The organism is Mechercharimyces sp. CAU 1602 (assembly GCF_024753565.1).
Lineage (GTDB): Bacteria > Bacillota > Bacilli > Thermoactinomycetales > JANTPT01 > Mechercharimyces.
This window is the reverse complement of record NZ_JANTPT010000001.1, coordinates 1,503,941-1,522,429: the sequence shown is the minus strand read 5'-3', so window position 1 is coordinate 1,522,429 and position 18,489 is coordinate 1,503,941. Positions and strand designations below refer to the sequence as shown.

Below are 18,489 nucleotides of genomic sequence, written 5' to 3'. Positions count from 1 at the left end.
GAAACACCTTGATAATAATACCTTAAATAAATACACTCAAAGTGCAACTTGATAGTTACGGAGGTACTTCCTCCGTCCTATCATCTTCACCGCACCCCGGATGGCTTTCGGTCGATCGGCCGGTGTTCTTAACTCTTTATATTAACTTAGGTTCATTTTTTTAGGGAGAGGGGTCAGTTGCTAACGGGCTTCAATTCCAAGATGGATGCAAGTGAAACCGGATAGCGGTGAGAGCGGGACATGAGGTGTGGTATAGTTATTTATGAAAGGTTTCTGCACTTATTTTGATAGGTGAGCTGTTCAACGGAGATGCTTTTTTATCGCAGGGGTGTGTTTTCATGGGAATTTAGGATTTAGAATGGTACAATAAAATTGTTTTTAGGAATTCTGAGTCATATGAAAGATGGAGAGTATATAATGTATGATTTCATTTTTGAAGTTTTAGGTGATAAAATTGATGGATCACTATCGGGATCAATGTTTGTATTCTTTACTTCATTAGCTGTTCTTCTTATTTTCATCACTCTATCTTTTTTATGGAAAAAAGAGTATATGTACATAGCTAATGCATTATTTTTTCTATTTATAATTACCTTTACCTTTTGGGAAGCCTGGTCGGGGAGATGTTTAGATATAGCAGGAATTAGGTGTGTCATACTCAGTGTTATTTTCCTTTTTGTCCATATAGTAGGATGGATATATATATTTATATTACATTTAAGAAGTAAAGAAAGGTGAAGAGTTAGTGAAAGTAGCTTATGCTTACTTTTTTCATTTTAAAACTATTCATTCTCCTATTGAAAAACCATGCAATGTACAATCTGGTTAAAGATGATGACTAAGACTAACCGTTGTTTGCTCTTTCTTATCAACCTTAGCTTTAGTACTTATTTGCATATGGAACAAGTCATTTATCTACACTCTTAACATCGTTCTGCTATTAACCCCGCTTCATACTATATCAAGAATTACAGTGGAAGAGATATGTTTTGAACTATCAGGAATGGAGAGTTTTATGATTATGTTATCTTAAACTCTCGTTCAATTAATTGGATGGATATACGTAGGTATTATATACAAAAGGATGTGGGGTTAATTTGGTATTAGGTCAATAGATTGGACACAAGAAATCTAGAATGTTATGCGACTGGGGACAGAGATTCGTAGAAAAGTTGTTCATACTCACATGGTGTACAATAGTCAATCGATGAGTGAACCCTCCTCTTGTTATAGAAACATTCGATATATTTAAAGATGCTTTGTTGAGCCTGTTTTCGGGTTTCGAAGCGAGAAAGATAAACGAGCTCTCGTTTGATGATGCTATGGAAGGACTCAATACAAGCGTTGTCGTAGCAGTTTCCCTTTCGGCTCATGCTCCCTTGCATCGCGTATTGTTTGAGTCGGCTTGGTATTCATGAGAAGCGTACTGGCCCCCGCGATCGGAGTGATGAAGAACGGATTCTTTCGGTCTTTGTTGGTCATAAGCGCGATCTAAGGCTTTCAGGACAAGTTCTTTGGTCATCCGACAATCTGTATACCATGATATTGGACGAAAAGTAGGACAAGGTTCTCTATACTTTGTAAGCCCTACATTCTCTACAAAGTTATTAATGATAAATGAAGACATTTTAAAGGATGCTCATATAAAAAAGCCAGAGAAAGACCTTAACTGGGAAGATTTCGAAAATTTAGCGGAGAAAGTAGATCACTATATTGTACAGAATGATTCTAAAGAAGACTTATACGCTATATCTTTGGGGCCAGGTGGTAAAGAAGGGTTATTTATGGATGCTGAACTCTTAACTCTTGCTAAAGAGCGACCTTTTGTGGAGTCTGGGGAAGTTTTCTCAGACAAAGAACTACTTAATTCATGGACCTTCTTCATTGAAATGTATAAGAAGTACGGGATCAAAGAGGAGGAATCACTGGAATACGAGGCTTTTTATCAAGGTAAGATTCCGTTAAGAATAAGTCAAGGGCATGAATTAGATTTCATCTATAATAAAAAAGGTGGTGAGGAAATTCTCGGAACGAAGATAAAAGACTTTGATTTTTCTATCTCACCTATCCCTGTTTTCTCAGAAAATGATGAATTAGCAAATATAGATGTTAATATGAGTAACATTGCAATTTCTACCAGCTCGCGCAAAAAGGATACAGCTTTAAAAGTTATTGAATATGCAATGAGTAAAAGCTATGCTGAGCATATGATAAAAACAGATCGTAAATCATTCGAGGGTAACTTTGTGACTTACTATGATAAAGATACCCTAAACTCATATGAACACAAATACCCAGGCATTGATATTGAAAAAGTTTTTTATTTTGGGAGCACAGGACCATACAATGGGTATGCATTCCAAAAAGAAAGCGACTACGCATTGTTCCACGAGCTTTGTAGAAAATATTTCCCTTTAATATTGGATGGTGACTTGTCAGTCGAAGAGGGGCTAAGGAAAATCAAACATGACCATATTAAAGGATCAAAAGGTGATTAAAGTATGAAGCGTATAATTTTGCTATTCATCTCAGTTATCCCATTTTTCTTTTTTCTATCTCGTGATGCATTTGATAATTACAGTTATCGAGTTGATGTGGGAAATATTATAGAGTTATTGCTAAATATATCACCAATTATTATTTATGTTTTATGGGATGCTATGAGGAAGAAGGAATCAACAATAAAGATTTATCTAATCAAATCTTTGTACTATGTGTATATATATCATGTTTTATTTTATGTGCTACTATATATACCGTTTTATCAATTTATTTCACAGCCCTTACTCCCTGAATTAGATCAAGAGCCAATTAGATATAATCTTGTTTTATTCCAGACAATTTCCGGAAGTATCACCTTTATAAATATATATGGTAACCTACTTCTCATGCTTCCTCTAGGGATACTATTACCTTTAATTTACGATGGGAAGTTGAACAAAAGTAAAAAAACTATACCTATATTATTTTTCATCATTTTATCAATAGAGGTAATCCAGTTGATTGTCTCTTATATAGATGCTAAATTTAGTGAATGGCCGTACTCCCGCAGCTTTGATGTTGATGATTTAATGTTGAATTTCGCCGGAGCGATATTAGGATATTTCATATACAGAGTCATTATAGTCCCTGTTTCTAATAAGGTTAAACGGAGACGTGTGAAATAAAAAAACCAGGATAACTAAAGCATACTTCAATCCCCATTTGACTAATAGGTGGGTATTATTTGACGAGCTAGTGAAAACTAGAAATTAACCAGACTAAACAAAGTATTATTGTGTGGGTCGTTGGCACAGTCTTGACCTCCAGTGCTGTAATTGTTGGAATCATTAAAGTTATATCGGAACCTATTTTTTACTGTAGTGCATTATCATGCATGCTCTTTCATGACATACGGTAAACAGTTTTAGTCAGGGTATATTCTGCCGATTCTCTGCGCGAATAACGTCGACGGCAATGTAGCTCATTAAAGTTCTCTTTTTCAAGGCAGTCTCTAGCCGGAAAAACTCCGGAAAACCTATAGACCACTTATCTTCTTCTCACGGAACATTAATAGTAGGTAGCAATTAAGCAACATGAATTACTCTTCTTAAGACATCCATCTCACATAGTTGGGTGTCTTTTCATTTCCACTCATAAGACAACCTGACAGACGAATAAGGTGAAATACGATCTGGAGTTGATGGAGATGGAGAGAGTGGCAATGGACGAGCGAACGGCTCTGAGGTTAGGTCAATTAACTTATGGAGAGAAGGACAGAGAGAAAGCTTTCCAAGAAGCATTTGCTCCATACTTTCATCAAATGACTGACACAACAACTGGGAAAGAAAAAGAGAGTAAATCCTCTCAGGAAGTACTAAAGGTAATCCCTTGGCAGGGACGAAATATCGATGGATCAAGATAACCTCACAATGGCTGCTAGGAGAAAACAGACTATGGAGCGTACAGAGCCACCACATGGTGGCTATTTCATTTGAACATAACAAAGTGCTAACAACGGGCTATAGAGAGGTGGTGCCAGGATGAACTACGGGGTATATGTACGTGTGTCCACCGATCGGGATGAACAAATATCCTCGGTGGAAAACCAAATCGATATCTGTCGTAATTGGCTGGAGCGCAGCGGCTTTGAATGGAATGAGACGAGAGTATATAAGGACGAAGGCATCAGTGGGACTCTCCTATTAGATCGTCCAGCCATCCAACTTATATTAACTAAAGCGAAAAACAAGGAAATAGATACAGTGATATTTAAATCAATCAGCCGTTTGGCTCGAGATCTGAAAGATTCCTTAGAGATTCGTGAGATTTTCCTCTCACACAATGTCCGCATTATTTCGGTGGAAGAAGGATATGATTCGAACAAAGCGGGGAAGAATGACATGGCCTTTGAACTATGGTCGCTCTTTTCCGCACAATATAGTCGTACCCTTTCAGCCGGTATATCTGCTGCATTAGCCGCCAAGGTGCGGCGGGGGGAGCATATTGGAAAAACTCCTTATGGATATGAGAAAAAAGAAGGATTATTAGTGCCCCTTCAGGAAGAAGCAGATATCGTACGTCAAATCTATCAATGGTATAACCAAGGCTGGGGATTTAAACGGATTACATTAGAGCTCAATTCCCGAGGTTGCAAGCCGAAAATGAAGAGTAAGTGGCAGGTAACCTCAGTACAGCGTTTGATCCGTAACCCGATATACTGCGGAGATTTTGTGATGAACAAGTACACCAATATCAAAGTGAGTGGGAAGAAGAAGCAGATTCAGAATCCAGAAGAAAAGTGGATTTATTTTCGTGACCATCACCCAGCAATTGTTTCAAGAGAGGTTTGGGATATGGCGAATAAAAAAAAGACAACACAGGGGAAAACGAAGATTACTCCATGGAATGAGTTCCGAGGATTATTAAAATGTAGTGTCTGTGGATTTAATATGGTTATCCTGCAAAGCTGGAATAAGCGCAAAGATGGGACAAAGAAGAGCTGGAAGTACTTGAAATGTAGTAGTCGGCGTCGGGCTGGGGAGTATGGGTGTGTCAACCATGAGCCGATTACATATGAAGAGCTACGTGCCTTCGTCTTGGATCAGTTAATGAAAGAAGGAGAGACGATTGCTCCTTTTCACTATCTTAATCAGTTTGAGGAGCAACGGCAGAAGGAAGTGTGCCAATACGAAAAGGGTATTACCCAGCTTAAAAAGAAGAAAGAAGGGCTCGTCGATCTTTATTTGGATGAGTTGATTAGCAAGCAGGAATTTGAGGAGAAGAGAGAGGAACTGGAGAATGAGATTAGAGAAGGAGAGGACCACTTATTTCTCATACAGCGGAAGGAGCACATAGGGAAGAAGGTAGAGACGGTGAGAGAAGCATTTGCATCACTCAGCGATCAAAATCAAGATTTGTTTCAGGCTTTGAATACTTTGATTGACAGAATCGTCATCCATCCCGATCGCACGATCGATATTCATTTAGCCATTCAGGCACCTGTAGATGAGAAATGACGAGAAAATATAGTCCTGAATTACGAAGACACGAGTCTGTATAGACTTCCTGTACCTGATGATGATTTGCAAAAGGTACGCATTACAAATGTGATGCAGAAGCTGAATGTAAAAGGACGGTCACAAGCAGTCGTTGAACTTGTTCGTCTTGAAGAGCTTAAAATCTGACCTTATCCGTGAAAAACCCTACTATTTCGGTAGGGTTTTTTGTGTGAGAGGAGTGGGGATATAAGTAGGAATTAGAAGAGATAGTGGTCATGATAGAGACTTAGGTTGGGAGACGAGATAGCCAATATGAAATATCGAAAATGACCCTTTACAAAATGTGCGAGTGAGAAAATCTACTCCCGTCTGTCTGAAATGAAGCGAGCATTGCAAGGTATCGCCTGAAATAATCCCTATTCCTATAAATGGGATTTTATTTTTGGGAATGCGTTTAAGTACCGAGAGGATAGGGAAGGAACGAAGATATAAGTGCTTAGTGGCAGTTTCATAAACGATTGTTTTCGGTTTTTTCTTAAATAGGGGAAGCAGAAGTGAAAGGGGAGTGGATGGAACGGATAATTGGGCTAAATGACGTTAGGGAAATGGTTGCAATGCCGGAGGATCAGGGAACTTTGGAGTTGGTCAAGTTTTATACGTCGTTAGATCAAAGGGGTAATTTGAATGAAATCTAATCAATCCATTGTATGGATTAATATATTTACTGCGAAACCAGGCAAACTAGATGAATTGGTCGATATTCAAGCTGAAGAATTACTTAATTTTAAGGATAGTGACGTTCCTGGTTGGATAAGTAGTCGTTGGCATCGTTCTGTAGATAATAACAAAGCAATTATGCTAACTACTTTTGAGAATGCGGAATTTCATAAAAGTTGGTTAGAAAAAACTGATTTCTCAGAACATCTAAACAAGATTCAACATCTAATCGAAGAGGCAGAGGGTGGGTATTACACGTTGGTGACAAGCATTGACAACTAATAAATCGCTAGTTTCTGAATAGAGAAAAGGGGCCTCTTATGCTCCGCAAAAGGGCGCTTTTTTCATTAAAGCGTCCAAGAACGGAAGACTCGTTCTATGATCTTTGATGAACCTCCCTCTAATAGATCAAGAAACACTTATGATGAAAGATAAAGATGGTGGGGATCTGTTCATATTCACTCTCTGGTATCGAAGGGCTACATCAAGGAGTTATCAAGCAATCATACGAACTTTAATGAAATGATTTCAGATTATTCATGAGGTAAGGTGGCTTCTTTTCAAACGTATCTAGAAGAAAAGGGAGTTTATAATATGAGGAAACAAGTATTATTTATTCATAGTGCGGGCTCCCAGAACCTTCACCAAGGAAGTAGCGATCTAAAGGCATATTTACAAAAGGCGTTCAGTGATGAATACATCTTATTAGACCCCGATATGCCTGATCCAGAAAACCCTAAGTACACGCTTTGGAAAGATCAACTTGATAAAGTATTCGCTTCATTGGACAGTGGAGTAATTCTTATCGGCCATTCTTTGGGTGGTTCGGTTTTGTTGAAATATCTCTCTGAGGAAGTATGTACACAAACCGTGGCCGGTTTGTTTATGATTGCAGCACCATACTGGGGAGAGGATAATGATTGGTTGGCTGAGGAGTATACTTTGTCGGAAGATTTCGCCTTAAAACTTCCTCCGATATCGCAGATCTTTCTTTATCACAGCTGTTACGATGAAATAGTGCCGCCTGTACACCTTGAACACTATATGAGAAAACTTCCACAGGCAAATATTCGCATGCTCGATGGATCTGAGCATGCATTTAGTGATGGAGTTCCTGAACTTATAGATGATATCAAAGAATTGTAACTTGTTGGTTTGTAAGGTTGACTAGCATCAGCTTGGGTTGAGAAGCACCACCGCGAGTGGAACCAGTGCTTCGATGTATTGGAAGACCACCTTAAGACTATAACAAATAGAAGGAGGATGATGAATATGACGACACCTGTGCCGGAGTTTACCATTACTCGCACCCTGAACGCCAGTCGCGAACTCGTGTGGTGTGCCTGGACCGAGGAGAAAGAACTCTGTAACTGGTTGCCTTCTACACCTCTGGAGTCCATCTCTTTCGATGTCCAAAAGGGCGGTCGCTATTGTTACACGATGGTCAACAATGAGACCAGCGAGGAGTATCCTACCGGAGGTGTGTTCCTCGACGTGGTACCTTTCGAACGGCTCGTTTTCACCTGGGGATACCCCAACGATCCCATTGAAAAATCCCCTGTTGTAACTTTAACTCTTACGGGTCACGGTGATTGCACTGAGATGATTTTCCACCTACGCGGATTCGCCGGTCACCCCGGTGATAAGTATGTGTATGATGGCTGGTCTGGCGCATTTGACGATCTGATGAAGCACTTGCGCGACTGAGATATTAACTAAGTGGTTAATTAGTAGGTTTTTTTGTGTACACATTTCCACTAACTCCATTTTGAGGAGTGACTCGATTTAGAGTAGATAGTACTTTAATGAGGCGTTAAATCACGTGTACTCCATAACCCAGATTTAAATATATTATTTGATTATTACATAATTTAATCAAGAGAATCGGACAGGGTCTAGGGAGCGATTAACTTCCTGAAGGGCAGATGCTATGACAGTCGTAGAAATAATTTTTGGTTCAGTTTAACATGGAGTAAGGGTCACTATGACTATATGAAAAAGTGGAAGGAGAAGGCAGTTCTATGCTGTCGTTGTTTAAAATCCTCTGCAAGGGATGCTGTTTATTTTTCTGACAAGAATTAGTCTCGGTGTTTCGAGTATTGGAGGAGTATCCATGATAAATCTAGTTCGAATGAATGAAGAACAATTTTCAAGTTTCTTCGAAGAGACAGTGAGAGAGTATGCCGAAGAATATGTAAAGGAAGGTAGATGGACACCATCGGAATCGATTGAACGAGCGACCAAAGAAGCAAATGAACTATTACCTAAAGGGATTCAAACGAATGGACATTTTCTGTGTTCATTGCATCACGAAGTAGTAGGTATAATAGGCACGCTTTGGTATGCAGTCAAAACAAACATGGACGAGATATCAGCTTTTATATACAGCATTCAGATAAACGAAGAATTTCAAGGTAAGGGATATGGAAAGCAGGCACTTATTGCACTTGAAACTGAACTGGCTCCGATGAATGTAAGTTCAATCGGGCTACATGTTTTCGGGCACAACAAACGTGCGCATCAGTTATATACCAAGATGGGGTATATCCCAACAAGCATTAAGATGAAAAAACATCTTAGAGGCATGTGAAAGCTAACTCGTATCTCTTGTCTTTAATAGAATGATAGATGGGATGAATACCATTATAATAGGCGCAAAAAAGGAGCACCCGAAATGAAAGAAAAGATTGTTGTCGCCTTTAGTGGTGGCAAAGATTCTGTGATGATGCTACACCGTTTGCAGAATCAGCACTTTGAAGTTGCCTACCTTCTCGTCACCATGACAGCAGATGGGCGAGCAACCAGCCATCAAATTCGAATCGAATTAATTGAACGACAAGCACGTGCTCTTGGCATCCCGCTGAAGAAGCTAGTCTTTTCCCATTTTACGGTGAAGCAATTTGAGGATGGCTTTAAAGAGATGATGAAAGAATTGAAGCAAGAAGGGATTACAAAAATCGCTTATGGTGATCTGTTCCTTGAAGAAGTTAAAGAGTACAAAGAGCAACTGTTTCAAACAGAGGGTTTTCAAATGCTACTACCTCTTTGGCAAGAGAGTAGTGAAACCTTGTATCAAGAGTTTGTTAGCTTGGGCTATCGAGCAATCGTCATCTGTGTAAGAACAACGGATTTGCCTGCTTCCTTTTTAGGTCGAGTGCTGGATAAAGAGTTCATATATGATCTAGGAACATCAGATGCCTGTGGCGAATATGGGGAATACCATACCTTCGTTTATGACGGTCCATTATTTTCTAACCACGTCTCCTTTCTTCTCGGGGAAAAGTATACGATTCAAGAACACTGGTACTATCAAGATCTCCTCTAGTTCTTTACTTACAAACAATCTCTAGGGATTTTTGGTCGAAGGTCTCCCGTGAATGAAGGGGTAAGTCCCCGATCTTCTTCACTCCAACCGGGATTTTTCGATCCTCTGCCTGTGATATTGTGTGTCTGCACAGCTATCTATGTTTTAGGGATAAGCCTATTTTTTATTCAATAAACCACACTTGACATACCCAAGGGGGGTATAATATGATGTGAACAAGGAGGGCTCAATATGGATTCAATACACGAGAGGAAAAGTCACCATTCAGCTGAAATTAAAAATAATTTAGTTACCCGATTGAATAGGATCGAGGGGCAGATTAGAGGAGTAAAAGGATTAATAGAAAAAGACACCTACTGTGATGATGTCTTGACCCAAATCTCTGCGATCCAATCTGCTCTAAACAGTGTAGGAAGAATTCTACTAGAGGGACACATGAAAAGTTGTGTTGTAGAACGTATTCAAGAGGGTGAAACAGAAGTAATCGATGAATTACTAATTACAGTTAAGAAAATGATGAAATAAAATAAGGGGGGATTTACATGGAAAAAGCAACCTTAAATGTGGTTGGGATGTCTTGCAACCATTGTGTAAAAGCGATTGAAGAGAGCGTAGGTAAATTAGAAGGTGTCGACCAAGTGAAGGTTCATCTAAGTGAAAAGAAAGTAGACGTTGAATTTGACTCTAATAAAGTAACTTTGAAACAAATCAAAGAAACCATAGACGAACAAGGATATGAGGCTGTTTAACTGTTTATAACCAAATAATGTGCTTACAATTGCACATTATTTTTCTTAAAAATATACCCTATATAGGTATATGAGGAGGGGATCATTATGAGTGGAAAAATAAGAGAAGCAACGATGCAAATATCAGGTATGACTTGTGCTTCCTGCGCGATTCGCACTGAGAAAGGTCTTAAAAAGGTTAATGGGGTTCAAGATGTCAGCGTTAACTTTGCTTTAGAAAACGCTAAAATTACTTACGACTCTTCTTTAACTAGTGAAGGGGAATTTCAAAAAGAGATAGAAGGTTTAGGGTATGAGGTTGTTACGGAAAAGAAAGAATTCGATATTACTGGCATGACATGTGCTGCATGTGCCACTAGAATTGAAAAAGGGCTAAATCAACTATCAGGGACAACAAAAGTAAATGTTAATTTTGCAGTAGAAAAAGCAACAGTCGAATACCAACCGAGTGAGGTCAGTGTGTTAGATATAGCGAATAAAGTAAAAAGTTTAGGGTATGAAGCCGTATTGCAGGAGGATCTTGTAGAAGAGACAGATGATATTCGCTCCAGAGAGATGAATAATCAGAAACGAAGATTCTTCATTTCACTTATCCTTTCGCTTCCATTATTGTGGTCCATGGTAAGCCACTTTGAATTTATGTCCTTCATTTATTTGCCCAATATTTTGATGAATCCTTGGGTTCAGATGGCACTAGCAACCCCAGTTCAATTTATTATAGGGAAACCTTTTTATGTCGGTGCATTCAAAGCATTAAAAAATAAAAGTGCCAATATGGATGTTCTTGTGGCACTTGGAACATCAGCAGCTTATTTTTATAGTGTGTACTTGTCTTTTAAAACCATTGGTTCTAATGCTCACATGGTCGATCTATATTTTGAGACGTCGGCTGTCTTGATTACCTTGATCATCTTAGGAAAACTGTTTGAAGCTAGAGCTAAGGGACGTTCATCAGAGGCGATCAAGAAGTTAATCGGTTTACAATCTAAGACAGCTATCGTAGATCGTGATGGTATGGAAAAAGAAATATCCATTGAAGAGGTTTTGGTTGGAGATATCGTATATATTAAACCTGGAGAAAAAGTACCTGTTGATGGTGAGATCATAGAAGGTCGATCTAGCATTGATGAATCCATGATTACAGGGGAGAGTATACCTAATGATAAAACTATTGGGGATTTAGTCATAGGTGCTTCTATCAATAAAAATGGATTTTTGAAAGTTAGAGCTACGAAAGTTGGAAAAGATACGGCTCTCGCTCAAATCATTAAAGTAGTTGAAGAGGCTCAAGGATTAAAAGCACCTATTCAGCGACTGGCGGATCGTATTTCAGCTGTGTTTGTTCCCATTGTTATTGGGATTGCTATCGTAACTTTCTTGATTTGGTATCTAGTCGTTAGTCCAGAAGAATTTCCAGTGGCTTTAGAAAAACTCATTGCTGTTCTGGTTATTGCCTGCCCGTGTGCATTAGGTTTGGCTACTCCTACTTCGATCATGGCGGGCTCTGGACGATCTGCTGAATTTGGTATTTTATTCAAAGGCGGCGAACATATAGAAGTTACACACCTTATTGATACTGTTGTATTAGATAAAACAGGGACGGTTACACATGGTACTCCTACACTTACAGATGTTATTTTACATGAAAGGATAGATGAAGATTCATTTTTACGATGGGTTGGTTCTTCAGAAAGAAATTCTGAACATCCCTTAGCCCAGGCTATTGTAGAAGGTGTAGTAGAAAAAGGGATCGAACTATCCAAGCCTACTGACTTTGAAGCTATACCTGGCTATGGAATTAAAGCTGTAGTGAATAATAAAACAATCTTGATAGGGACAAGGAAGTTGATGTTAGAAAATCAAATCCATATCGACCCATATATGCCCCAGATGACTCAGCTGGAGCAAGATGGGAAAACTGCCATGTTGGTTGCCGTAGATCATCAATATGCTGGGATCATTGCGGTTGCGGATACATTGAAAGATACATCGAAAACAGCGATTTCTCGCTTGAAGGATATGGGTATTAACGTCATCATGATTACAGGCGACAATGAACAGACGGCCAAGGCTATAGCAAGTCAAGTTGGTATTGATCATGTCATAGCTGAAGTATTACCAGAAGGTAAAGCCGATGAAGTGAAGAGATTGCAGAAACAAGGGAATAAAGTGACCATGGTTGGGGATGGGATTAACGATGCACCAGCTCTCGCGGTTGCAGATATTGGTATGGCCATTGGAACAGGAACGGATATTGCCATGGAAACAGCAGACATTACCCTTATCCGTGGGGATTTAAATAGCATAGCAGATGCCATCTACATGAGTAAGAAAACGATTCGTAACATTAAGCAGAACTTGTTCTGGGCATTTGCCTACAATACTTTGGGAATCCCGATTGCTGCATTTGGATTTCTCGCTCCCTGGTTAGCAGGAGCAGCGATGGCATTTAGTTCGGTTTCTGTTGTTTTAAATTCACTTCGACTACAAAAGGTGAAGTTGTAGTTAGGAGTGATTGATTGTGATGGATTTGTCCAATGTCTCTACACACATTCGGACATTGATTAACACACCCGAGGATTAATAAACCAAATTCACACCTTCCTTGCCTAACAATGATCTAAAGATGGGTCTGCTGTTGTTGTATACTCTAAAGGAGATTGGAATCAAAAAATGTGATACCCCACTTAGGTTCTAAGAATCACCGTTTCCATACTTATCTGGAGAATAATAGTTATATTTAATACACGCAATACCCTTGGTGGTATTCACGGGTATTGCGTGTATAGCGTCAGGAAACAGTTGTCCATACAACAAACCCTACCGGATTAGTAGAGTTTGTTGTATAAGGAGCGTGAGGGTACTTTGATGAGTCTGTAGAAACATTGAATTCAATTGAATTCTCTGATAGCCATCGGAAGAGAAACAGTTAGTTATAGTTTAGAAGAGATAGGACTTTCCCACCAAACAAATTCTACTGAGGCTCTAGTCAGAGACTGATTTATTAAAAAGAACAGAAATGATTTTCCAGGGGTGATTAATACATTTCCTTCCAGTGAAATATCAAATGTATTATTTGGAGGGACCCTTCTAAGCGCAACCAGTGATCCTCCAACGGGAATTCTAGTAACAAACGAACTAAACTGAACTTTTCCTACTGGTATGTTTGTTGAATTTAATTTTAAATTACCCGTAAGGGGAGAGGTGAATACTTTTCCTGGAGGAAATGGGTTCAAAAATAATCTTGCTGTACACGGAGTTGGGGAAAAATTAGCGATGGAAAATAATTGCACAGTTAAGTTTCTATTAGATCCCAAAGGGTTGAACAGGCGTCCCCACGCAAATCGACCCTCTCCAAATAATAACGTTCCTGTTGTGCCTATAAAAAGGTTTCCTCGTGATGCTCGAAATGCACTTTGAGTGACTTCAACGACGGATGCTAAACTTTTCCCAATAATTATTGAGTCAACCTCCAATCCAGAGGGTTCTTAAGCTATAGGTATAGTATTCTAATCGTTATTTAATGTGATAGTTATAAGTGGAATCTTAAAGTGGATATGGAAGATGGTAAATTTTGGATCATAACAGCAGGAGTGGTAAATTAAGAGTGGGAGTGAGGTTGTAAGGTAGATCAGATTTTTTCACTTCCTTTACTGCTTTGTTCTTTAAATGGTGTAAACGGTAGATATGTAAGTTATATTGTTATATCTACCGTTTTCTTTGGAAATATATGTTCTAACGAATTGGTCTAATATCTTTAGTTGTAGCTGGGTTTGGTCGAGCAGTGAGATACACGCATCAATAATTTTCGGCGCTAAGTAGGTCTGGAAAGTTGGTGAAGATTCCTGTTGCCCCCCATTGAAGCATCTTGTCAATTTCATCTTTTTTGTTGACGGTATAGGCATGAACCCATAATTGATGATCTCGCGCCTTTTGGATATAAGACTGATCAACCAGATCATAGTTCATTCCAATACCGATAGCGTACTGTTTAATATTGACTAGCTCTTGATTCGAAATTTTAGCGGGTTCCGTGTACCAGAGGAGCTGGATAAGAGAAATATCCGGATCTAGTTGATGGACTTTCTGCAAGCTCTCTTTGCTAAAGGACTGGATTAAGAGCTGATCTTTGCGTGCTTGGGGACCAGTCAGATCGTGACGAGCTAGGATTTGTAATAGTTTTTCTTCCATTCCGGGATAAACCTCTGGAGACTTTGTTTCAATGTAATAGTTGGCCTCACTTCCGAACTTGTCTAGTACTTCATTAAGTGTAGGCACCTGTAGACCCTGAAACTGGGACTTTGCTTTCTCAGGGTTTTCTTGGTTAAACCAAGAGCCTGCATCTAACTTCTTAATCTCGGCTAGTGTATGGTCTTTGACCAAACCGGATCCATTGGTGGTACGGTCGAGTGTTTCATCATGAAAAGCAATTAGCTCCCCATCTTTTGTCATCTGCAAATCAATTTCAATATAGTCAGCACCTAGCTCTTGCCCTAAAGTGTACGAGATCATGGTATGTTCCGGTGCATACCCTGATGCTCCTCGATGAGCGATATTTAAAATAGGATAGGCGATGTCTGGCTGCGAAAGAGTAGTATCTGTTCCAGTAAGGGCAGACCCTGTTAGTAGTAAAATGGTGAGAACGGTTGATTTCCAAAGTTTCATTATAAAACACCTTCTTACTCTTATATTTATCTAGCTTAATAAAATAATCTATCCATTTATAACTTAAATATCCATTCGTTTTATGATAAGCATACTAGCAGATATACCAAAATACTCTTTGGTGATTGTATAGGGTTTCTTGGGTTAACTATCTATATCTTATGCTTATGTAAATATATTTAAACTAATTTATATATGTGATATAATCTGAACAATCGTTCGTATGATTATATAAATATAGGGAGGGGTTTGATGAGGAAAATTCTAGTGACTGGGGCGGCAGGAAAGATAGGAAGAGATGTTGTATCGGTGTTGGGGAGGATGGAAGAGTACCAATTAAGGTTAGCCGACATTAACTACCCAGGCTTGGAACCATTTAGAGGTACTCACGAAGTTATTGAGCTAGATGTTGCGGATATGAAAGGGTGTCAGGCGGTGTGTGAGGGTGTTGATGTGGTGATTCATCTTGCAGGTGACCCTTCACCAGATGGGGATTTTTATAGCTCACTTTTAGATGGCCATATAAAAGGAACATACAATATCTTACGATCAGCTAAAGATAACCGTGTGTCAAGAGTGATCGTAGCCTCGAGTGCGCAAACGATAGAAAATTATCCACTCGATCATCAGATACAGCATCAATCACCTGTTAGGCCGAAAAATATGTATGGGGTAAGCAAGTGCTTTGTGGAAGCGGTAGCTTCTTACTTTGGTTATTCAGAGGGCTTACAAACCATTGCACTGCGTATTGGAGCATATGATGATCTTGATGCGCAAGAGGGGAAGCTATCAGCCCGTGATATGAGTGCTTACTTAAGCCCAGCTGATTTTGCTGATTTACTGCTCAAGACAATCACAGCTGAGCAATTGCCTCCCTTTTGCACTTTGCACGCTATCTCAGATAACCGCTTTAAACGTTTAAACCTTGATGAAACGAAAAAGTTGGTTGGCTACGAGCCGACGGCGGATGCATTTGCTTTGAGTGAGATCCCACTTTTTGACCGAGAGGAAACCGTTAAGTAGTATGAAAGACGAACCCGGGATATGAAGTCATTTGGATTCACTATATTTATAAAATTATAATACTACTATCAAGGGGGGAGTTAATTGTCAGATATGATGAAAATTCCTGATGTCCTTAAACCACTTGAGAAGGAAATATTAAGTTCAATAAGGCCTTACATATCTATCTCACTTGATACCAGCCAGTCACCAATGATTTATCAAAGTAAGGTAGGTGGAAATCCTTATTTACCCATAGGAGCAACATTTCCAACCGATGAAAAGGGGAAGCCAATGAAGTTATTAGCGCAAATCAATTTTGCTGAAGTGCCATTCTTGGAAGATTTCCCTCAAACTGGAATTTTGCAATTTTATTTATCTATGCGGGATGATTTATATGGATGTGATTTTGACGATCCTTGTGCACAAAGAAACTTTCGTATCATGTATCATCCAGAAGTGATAACCAGGATTACTGAGCTCACGTCTGACTTTCCTGATCCACAAATGGAGCAAGGTGAAGAGTATCTTTTTCCACTGGGGGAAGATGATGAAATGAGGATGATGTTTACGGCCACTCATGGAGTACTTTCTTATTCAGATTATCGTTATGATGAATTTGAGGAAGAATATGATTTAGATAGAAATAAAGATGGAGATGAAAATAACAGCCTGGATGAGGTGTATAGAAGTAACTTTAGTGGTGAGGGGCATAAGATTGGTGGGTATGCTTTTTTTACACAAACTGATCCCCGGATGGATGAGGAAGAAAGGCAAAAATATGATGTACTGTTGTTTCAATTAGATTCTGACTCCGCTTTTAATGTTATGTGGGGGGATATGGGTGTTGGTAACTTCTTTATCACGAAAGAGGATCTTCAACAGTGTAACTTTGCAAATGTCATGTATAATTGGGATTGCGGTTAATGCCTATAAGAAAAAGACCCTACCTTAGCACTAAGGCCAGTGGGGTCTTTTTCTTAAGTAAAATACTCTTCATTACTCTACTTCGCACCCTCGGTATATATTTGGAAAGTAACGCCGAACTTATCGACCACGATACCATAGGCGGGGCTGAAAAAAGTTTCTTGTAGGGGCATTTCTACTTCGCCCTCTTCTTGCAAAGTGGCAAATATTTTTTCTGATTTCTCTTTATCAGTTGACGAGATACAGAGGGTGACTTGGTTTCCTATCTGATGGGGCAGTCCAGGAAAAGTATCAGAGAACATTAAGTTGGTATCACCTACTTCGAGGGTAGCATGGGAGATCCGTTCTTTCGCTTCTGCAGGGATAGGGTGATCAGGGTCTTCCGGCATTTCTCCAAACGTTTGTGAGAAGGTGCACTTCGCTTGTAAAGCTTCTTCATAAAACTGAATGGCTTCTTTGCAGTTTCCATCCATCACTAGGTACGGGAATATTTTCGAAGACATCTTCACCAGCTCCATATCATAAATTGTCAGTCAGAAATAGTTTACCATAATTATCTTCAAAATTATATGAATTAGCAGAGTATAAATCCTACATTTATACTAAATTTCCTGTATCCACATCATGAGGGGTATGGTAGCTTAGTAGGGGAACGGGAGGTAGGCTATGATGGGGATTGATCGACGAGGTGCTATAAATACAGCTTTAGCTTATGTGTTATGGGGATTATTGCCGGTTTATTGGAAATTGATCGAACACGTTTCCTCAACCGAGATATTGCTTCACCGTGTAATCTGGTCGTTTTTGTTTGTGCTTCTTCTACTTGGATTCACCAGTGGACTTCCTCAGTTTTTAAGTGAGGCGCGTCAATATATGAAAGTGGGGCGCACTTGGATCTATTTAGCACTGGCATCCACCTTGATATCAATAAACTGGTTTGTTTTCATCTATGCAGTTAATCATGAGGCGATATTACAAACGAGCTTGGGATATTATATGAATCCACTGATTGCGGTTTTATTAGGATATATATTTTTGAAAGAAAGAATGACGTTGTTACAGTCGATTGCTACGATAGTAGCGGCGTTGGCTGTACTGTACTCCACCCTCTCACATGGTCAAATCCCATGGATTGCACTCATATTAGCGTTCTCCTTTGGATTGTATGCACTAACAAAGAAACTCCTTCAAATCAAGCCTTTATATGGGTTAGCATTGGAAACGCTCTTTATGCTCCCCTGCGCTCTTATCTATTGGTTCTACCTCATGGTGGGAGGGAATAGTTCGTTTGTAGGGGTGAGCTGGTTTACTACTTTGGTGCTGTGTGGAGCGGGGGTGATTACAGCAGTGCCGCTCCTTCTGTTTGCTAGAGGGGCACAGCGTATTCCGTTGTACATGATTGGATTTTTACAATACATCGCACCGTCGCTCGCTTTTATTCTTGGAGTTTTTGTATATGATGAGTCGTTTAGCAGAACACAGGTAATCACGTTTAGTTTGATCTGGATAGCCCTCTTTTTGTTTTCGTTTAGTTATACTAAATGGGGAAGTAAGGTTCGAATGCGGCAAGTAGCACTAAAAAAATATTAAAGCAAAAAAGAAGGAACCACTCTCTTTGGTGGTT

The 18,489-nt window shown here is 39.3% G+C and carries 18 protein-coding genes and 2 pseudogenes; 16 read left to right on the top strand and 4 right to left on the bottom strand.

The window, feature by feature from the left end; genetic code table 11:
• Positions 1–1,139: 1,139 nt before the first annotated feature.
• A pseudogene (locus NXZ84_RS15280) lies at positions 1,140–1,552 on the bottom strand (IS3 family transposase); the annotation flags it as partial.
• A gap of 58 nt (positions 1,553–1,610) precedes the next feature.
• Between NXZ84_RS15280 and NXZ84_RS07930 the strand changes: the two are divergent.
• The 13 genes and pseudogenes from NXZ84_RS07930 (at position 1,611) to NXZ84_RS07870 (ending at position 12,776) form a co-directional block, all read left to right on the top strand.
• Entirely contained in the window at positions 1,611–2,498 is an 888-nt protein-coding gene (locus NXZ84_RS07930) for a hypothetical protein (protein ID WP_396654014.1), read from the top strand.
• A 3-nt stretch (positions 2,499–2,501) separates the two neighbouring features.
• Positions 2,502–3,167 carry a VanZ family protein gene (locus tag NXZ84_RS07925; RefSeq protein WP_258839726.1) on the top strand — a complete coding sequence of 222 codons (666 nt, stop codon included), beginning with the start codon at positions 2,502–2,504 and terminating at the stop codon, positions 3,165–3,167.
• A gap of 521 nt (positions 3,168–3,688) precedes the next feature.
• On the top strand, positions 3,689–3,904 hold the full coding sequence (locus NXZ84_RS07920) for a hypothetical protein (protein ID WP_258839725.1): 216 nt from the start codon (positions 3,689–3,691) through the stop codon (positions 3,902–3,904).
• Between the two features lie 118 nt (positions 3,905–4,022).
• Positions 4,023–5,498, top strand: coding sequence for a recombinase family protein (locus NXZ84_RS07915; RefSeq protein WP_258839724.1), 1,476 nt, complete (start codon positions 4,023–4,025; stop codon positions 5,496–5,498).
• 81 nt (positions 5,499–5,579) lie between these two features.
• Positions 5,580–5,666 (top strand): annotated as a pseudogene (locus NXZ84_RS07910) (helix-turn-helix domain-containing protein); the annotation flags it as partial.
• A 498-nt stretch (positions 5,667–6,164) separates the two neighbouring features.
• Positions 6,165–6,479, top strand: coding sequence for an antibiotic biosynthesis monooxygenase family protein (locus NXZ84_RS07905; protein ID WP_258839723.1), 315 nt, complete (start codon positions 6,165–6,167; stop codon positions 6,477–6,479).
• A gap of 312 nt (positions 6,480–6,791) precedes the next feature.
• Positions 6,792–7,343 carry an alpha/beta fold hydrolase gene (locus tag NXZ84_RS07900; RefSeq protein ID WP_258839722.1) on the top strand — a complete coding sequence of 184 codons (552 nt, stop codon included), beginning with the start codon at positions 6,792–6,794 and terminating at the stop codon, positions 7,341–7,343.
• Positions 7,344–7,469: 126 nt separating this feature from the next.
• Positions 7,470–7,904 carry an SRPBCC family protein gene (locus tag NXZ84_RS07895; protein WP_258839721.1) on the top strand — a complete coding sequence of 145 codons (435 nt, stop codon included), beginning with the start codon at positions 7,470–7,472 and terminating at the stop codon, positions 7,902–7,904.
• Positions 7,905–8,310: 406 nt separating this feature from the next.
• Positions 8,311–8,787, top strand: coding sequence for a GNAT family N-acetyltransferase (locus tag NXZ84_RS07890; RefSeq protein WP_258839720.1), 477 nt, complete (start codon positions 8,311–8,313; stop codon positions 8,785–8,787).
• 84 nt (positions 8,788–8,871) lie between these two features.
• Positions 8,872–9,522 (top strand): Dph6-related ATP pyrophosphatase, encoded by a 651-nt coding sequence (locus NXZ84_RS07885; protein WP_258839719.1) that lies wholly within the window; start codon positions 8,872–8,874, stop codon positions 9,520–9,522.
• Between the two features lie 231 nt (positions 9,523–9,753).
• Complete coding sequence (locus NXZ84_RS07880) at positions 9,754–10,047, top strand: metal-sensitive transcriptional regulator (protein WP_258839718.1); 294 nt, start codon at positions 9,754–9,756, stop codon at positions 10,045–10,047.
• A 17-nt stretch (positions 10,048–10,064) separates the two neighbouring features.
• Positions 10,065–10,271: a copper chaperone CopZ gene (gene copZ, locus NXZ84_RS07875; RefSeq protein WP_258839717.1), complete on the top strand. Its 207-nt coding sequence runs from the start codon at positions 10,065–10,067 to the stop codon at positions 10,269–10,271.
• An 87-nt stretch (positions 10,272–10,358) separates the two neighbouring features.
• On the top strand, positions 10,359–12,776 hold the full coding sequence (locus tag NXZ84_RS07870) for a heavy metal translocating P-type ATPase (protein WP_258839716.1): 2,418 nt from the start codon (positions 10,359–10,361) through the stop codon (positions 12,774–12,776).
• A 428-nt stretch (positions 12,777–13,204) separates the two neighbouring features.
• Here the strand turns inward: NXZ84_RS07870 and NXZ84_RS07865 are convergent, their stop codons facing one another.
• Entirely contained in the window at positions 13,205–13,747 is a 543-nt protein-coding gene (locus NXZ84_RS07865) for a DUF6143 family protein (protein ID WP_258839715.1), read from the bottom strand.
• 322 nt (positions 13,748–14,069) lie between these two features.
• Positions 14,070–14,936, bottom strand: a complete 867-nt coding sequence (locus NXZ84_RS07860) for a glycerophosphodiester phosphodiesterase (protein WP_258839714.1) — start codon at positions 14,934–14,936, stop codon at positions 14,070–14,072.
• Between the two features lie 252 nt (positions 14,937–15,188).
• Here NXZ84_RS07860 and NXZ84_RS07855 point away from each other — a divergent pair, with 252 nt between their 5' ends.
• The gene (locus NXZ84_RS07855; RefSeq protein WP_258839713.1) at positions 15,189–15,959 is read left to right on the top strand and encodes an NAD-dependent epimerase/dehydratase family protein; all 771 of its coding nucleotides are present in this window, start codon (positions 15,189–15,191) and stop codon (positions 15,957–15,959) included.
• Between the two features lie 93 nt (positions 15,960–16,052).
• The gene (locus NXZ84_RS07850) at positions 16,053–16,865 is read left to right on the top strand and encodes a YwqG family protein (protein WP_258840364.1); all 813 of its coding nucleotides are present in this window, start codon (positions 16,053–16,055) and stop codon (positions 16,863–16,865) included.
• Positions 16,866–16,942: 77 nt separating this feature from the next.
• On the opposite strand, the gene NXZ84_RS07845 is transcribed toward NXZ84_RS07850, so the two are convergent.
• On the bottom strand, positions 16,943–17,368 hold the full coding sequence (locus NXZ84_RS07845; RefSeq protein WP_258839712.1) for a VOC family protein: 426 nt from the start codon (positions 17,366–17,368) through the stop codon (positions 16,943–16,945).
• A 166-nt stretch (positions 17,369–17,534) separates the two neighbouring features.
• Between NXZ84_RS07845 and rarD the strand changes: the two genes are divergently transcribed.
• Positions 17,535–18,455 (top strand): EamA family transporter RarD, encoded by a 921-nt coding sequence (gene rarD / locus NXZ84_RS07840; RefSeq protein ID WP_396654013.1) that lies wholly within the window; start codon positions 17,535–17,537, stop codon positions 18,453–18,455.
• Positions 18,456–18,489: the final 34 nt, after the last annotated feature.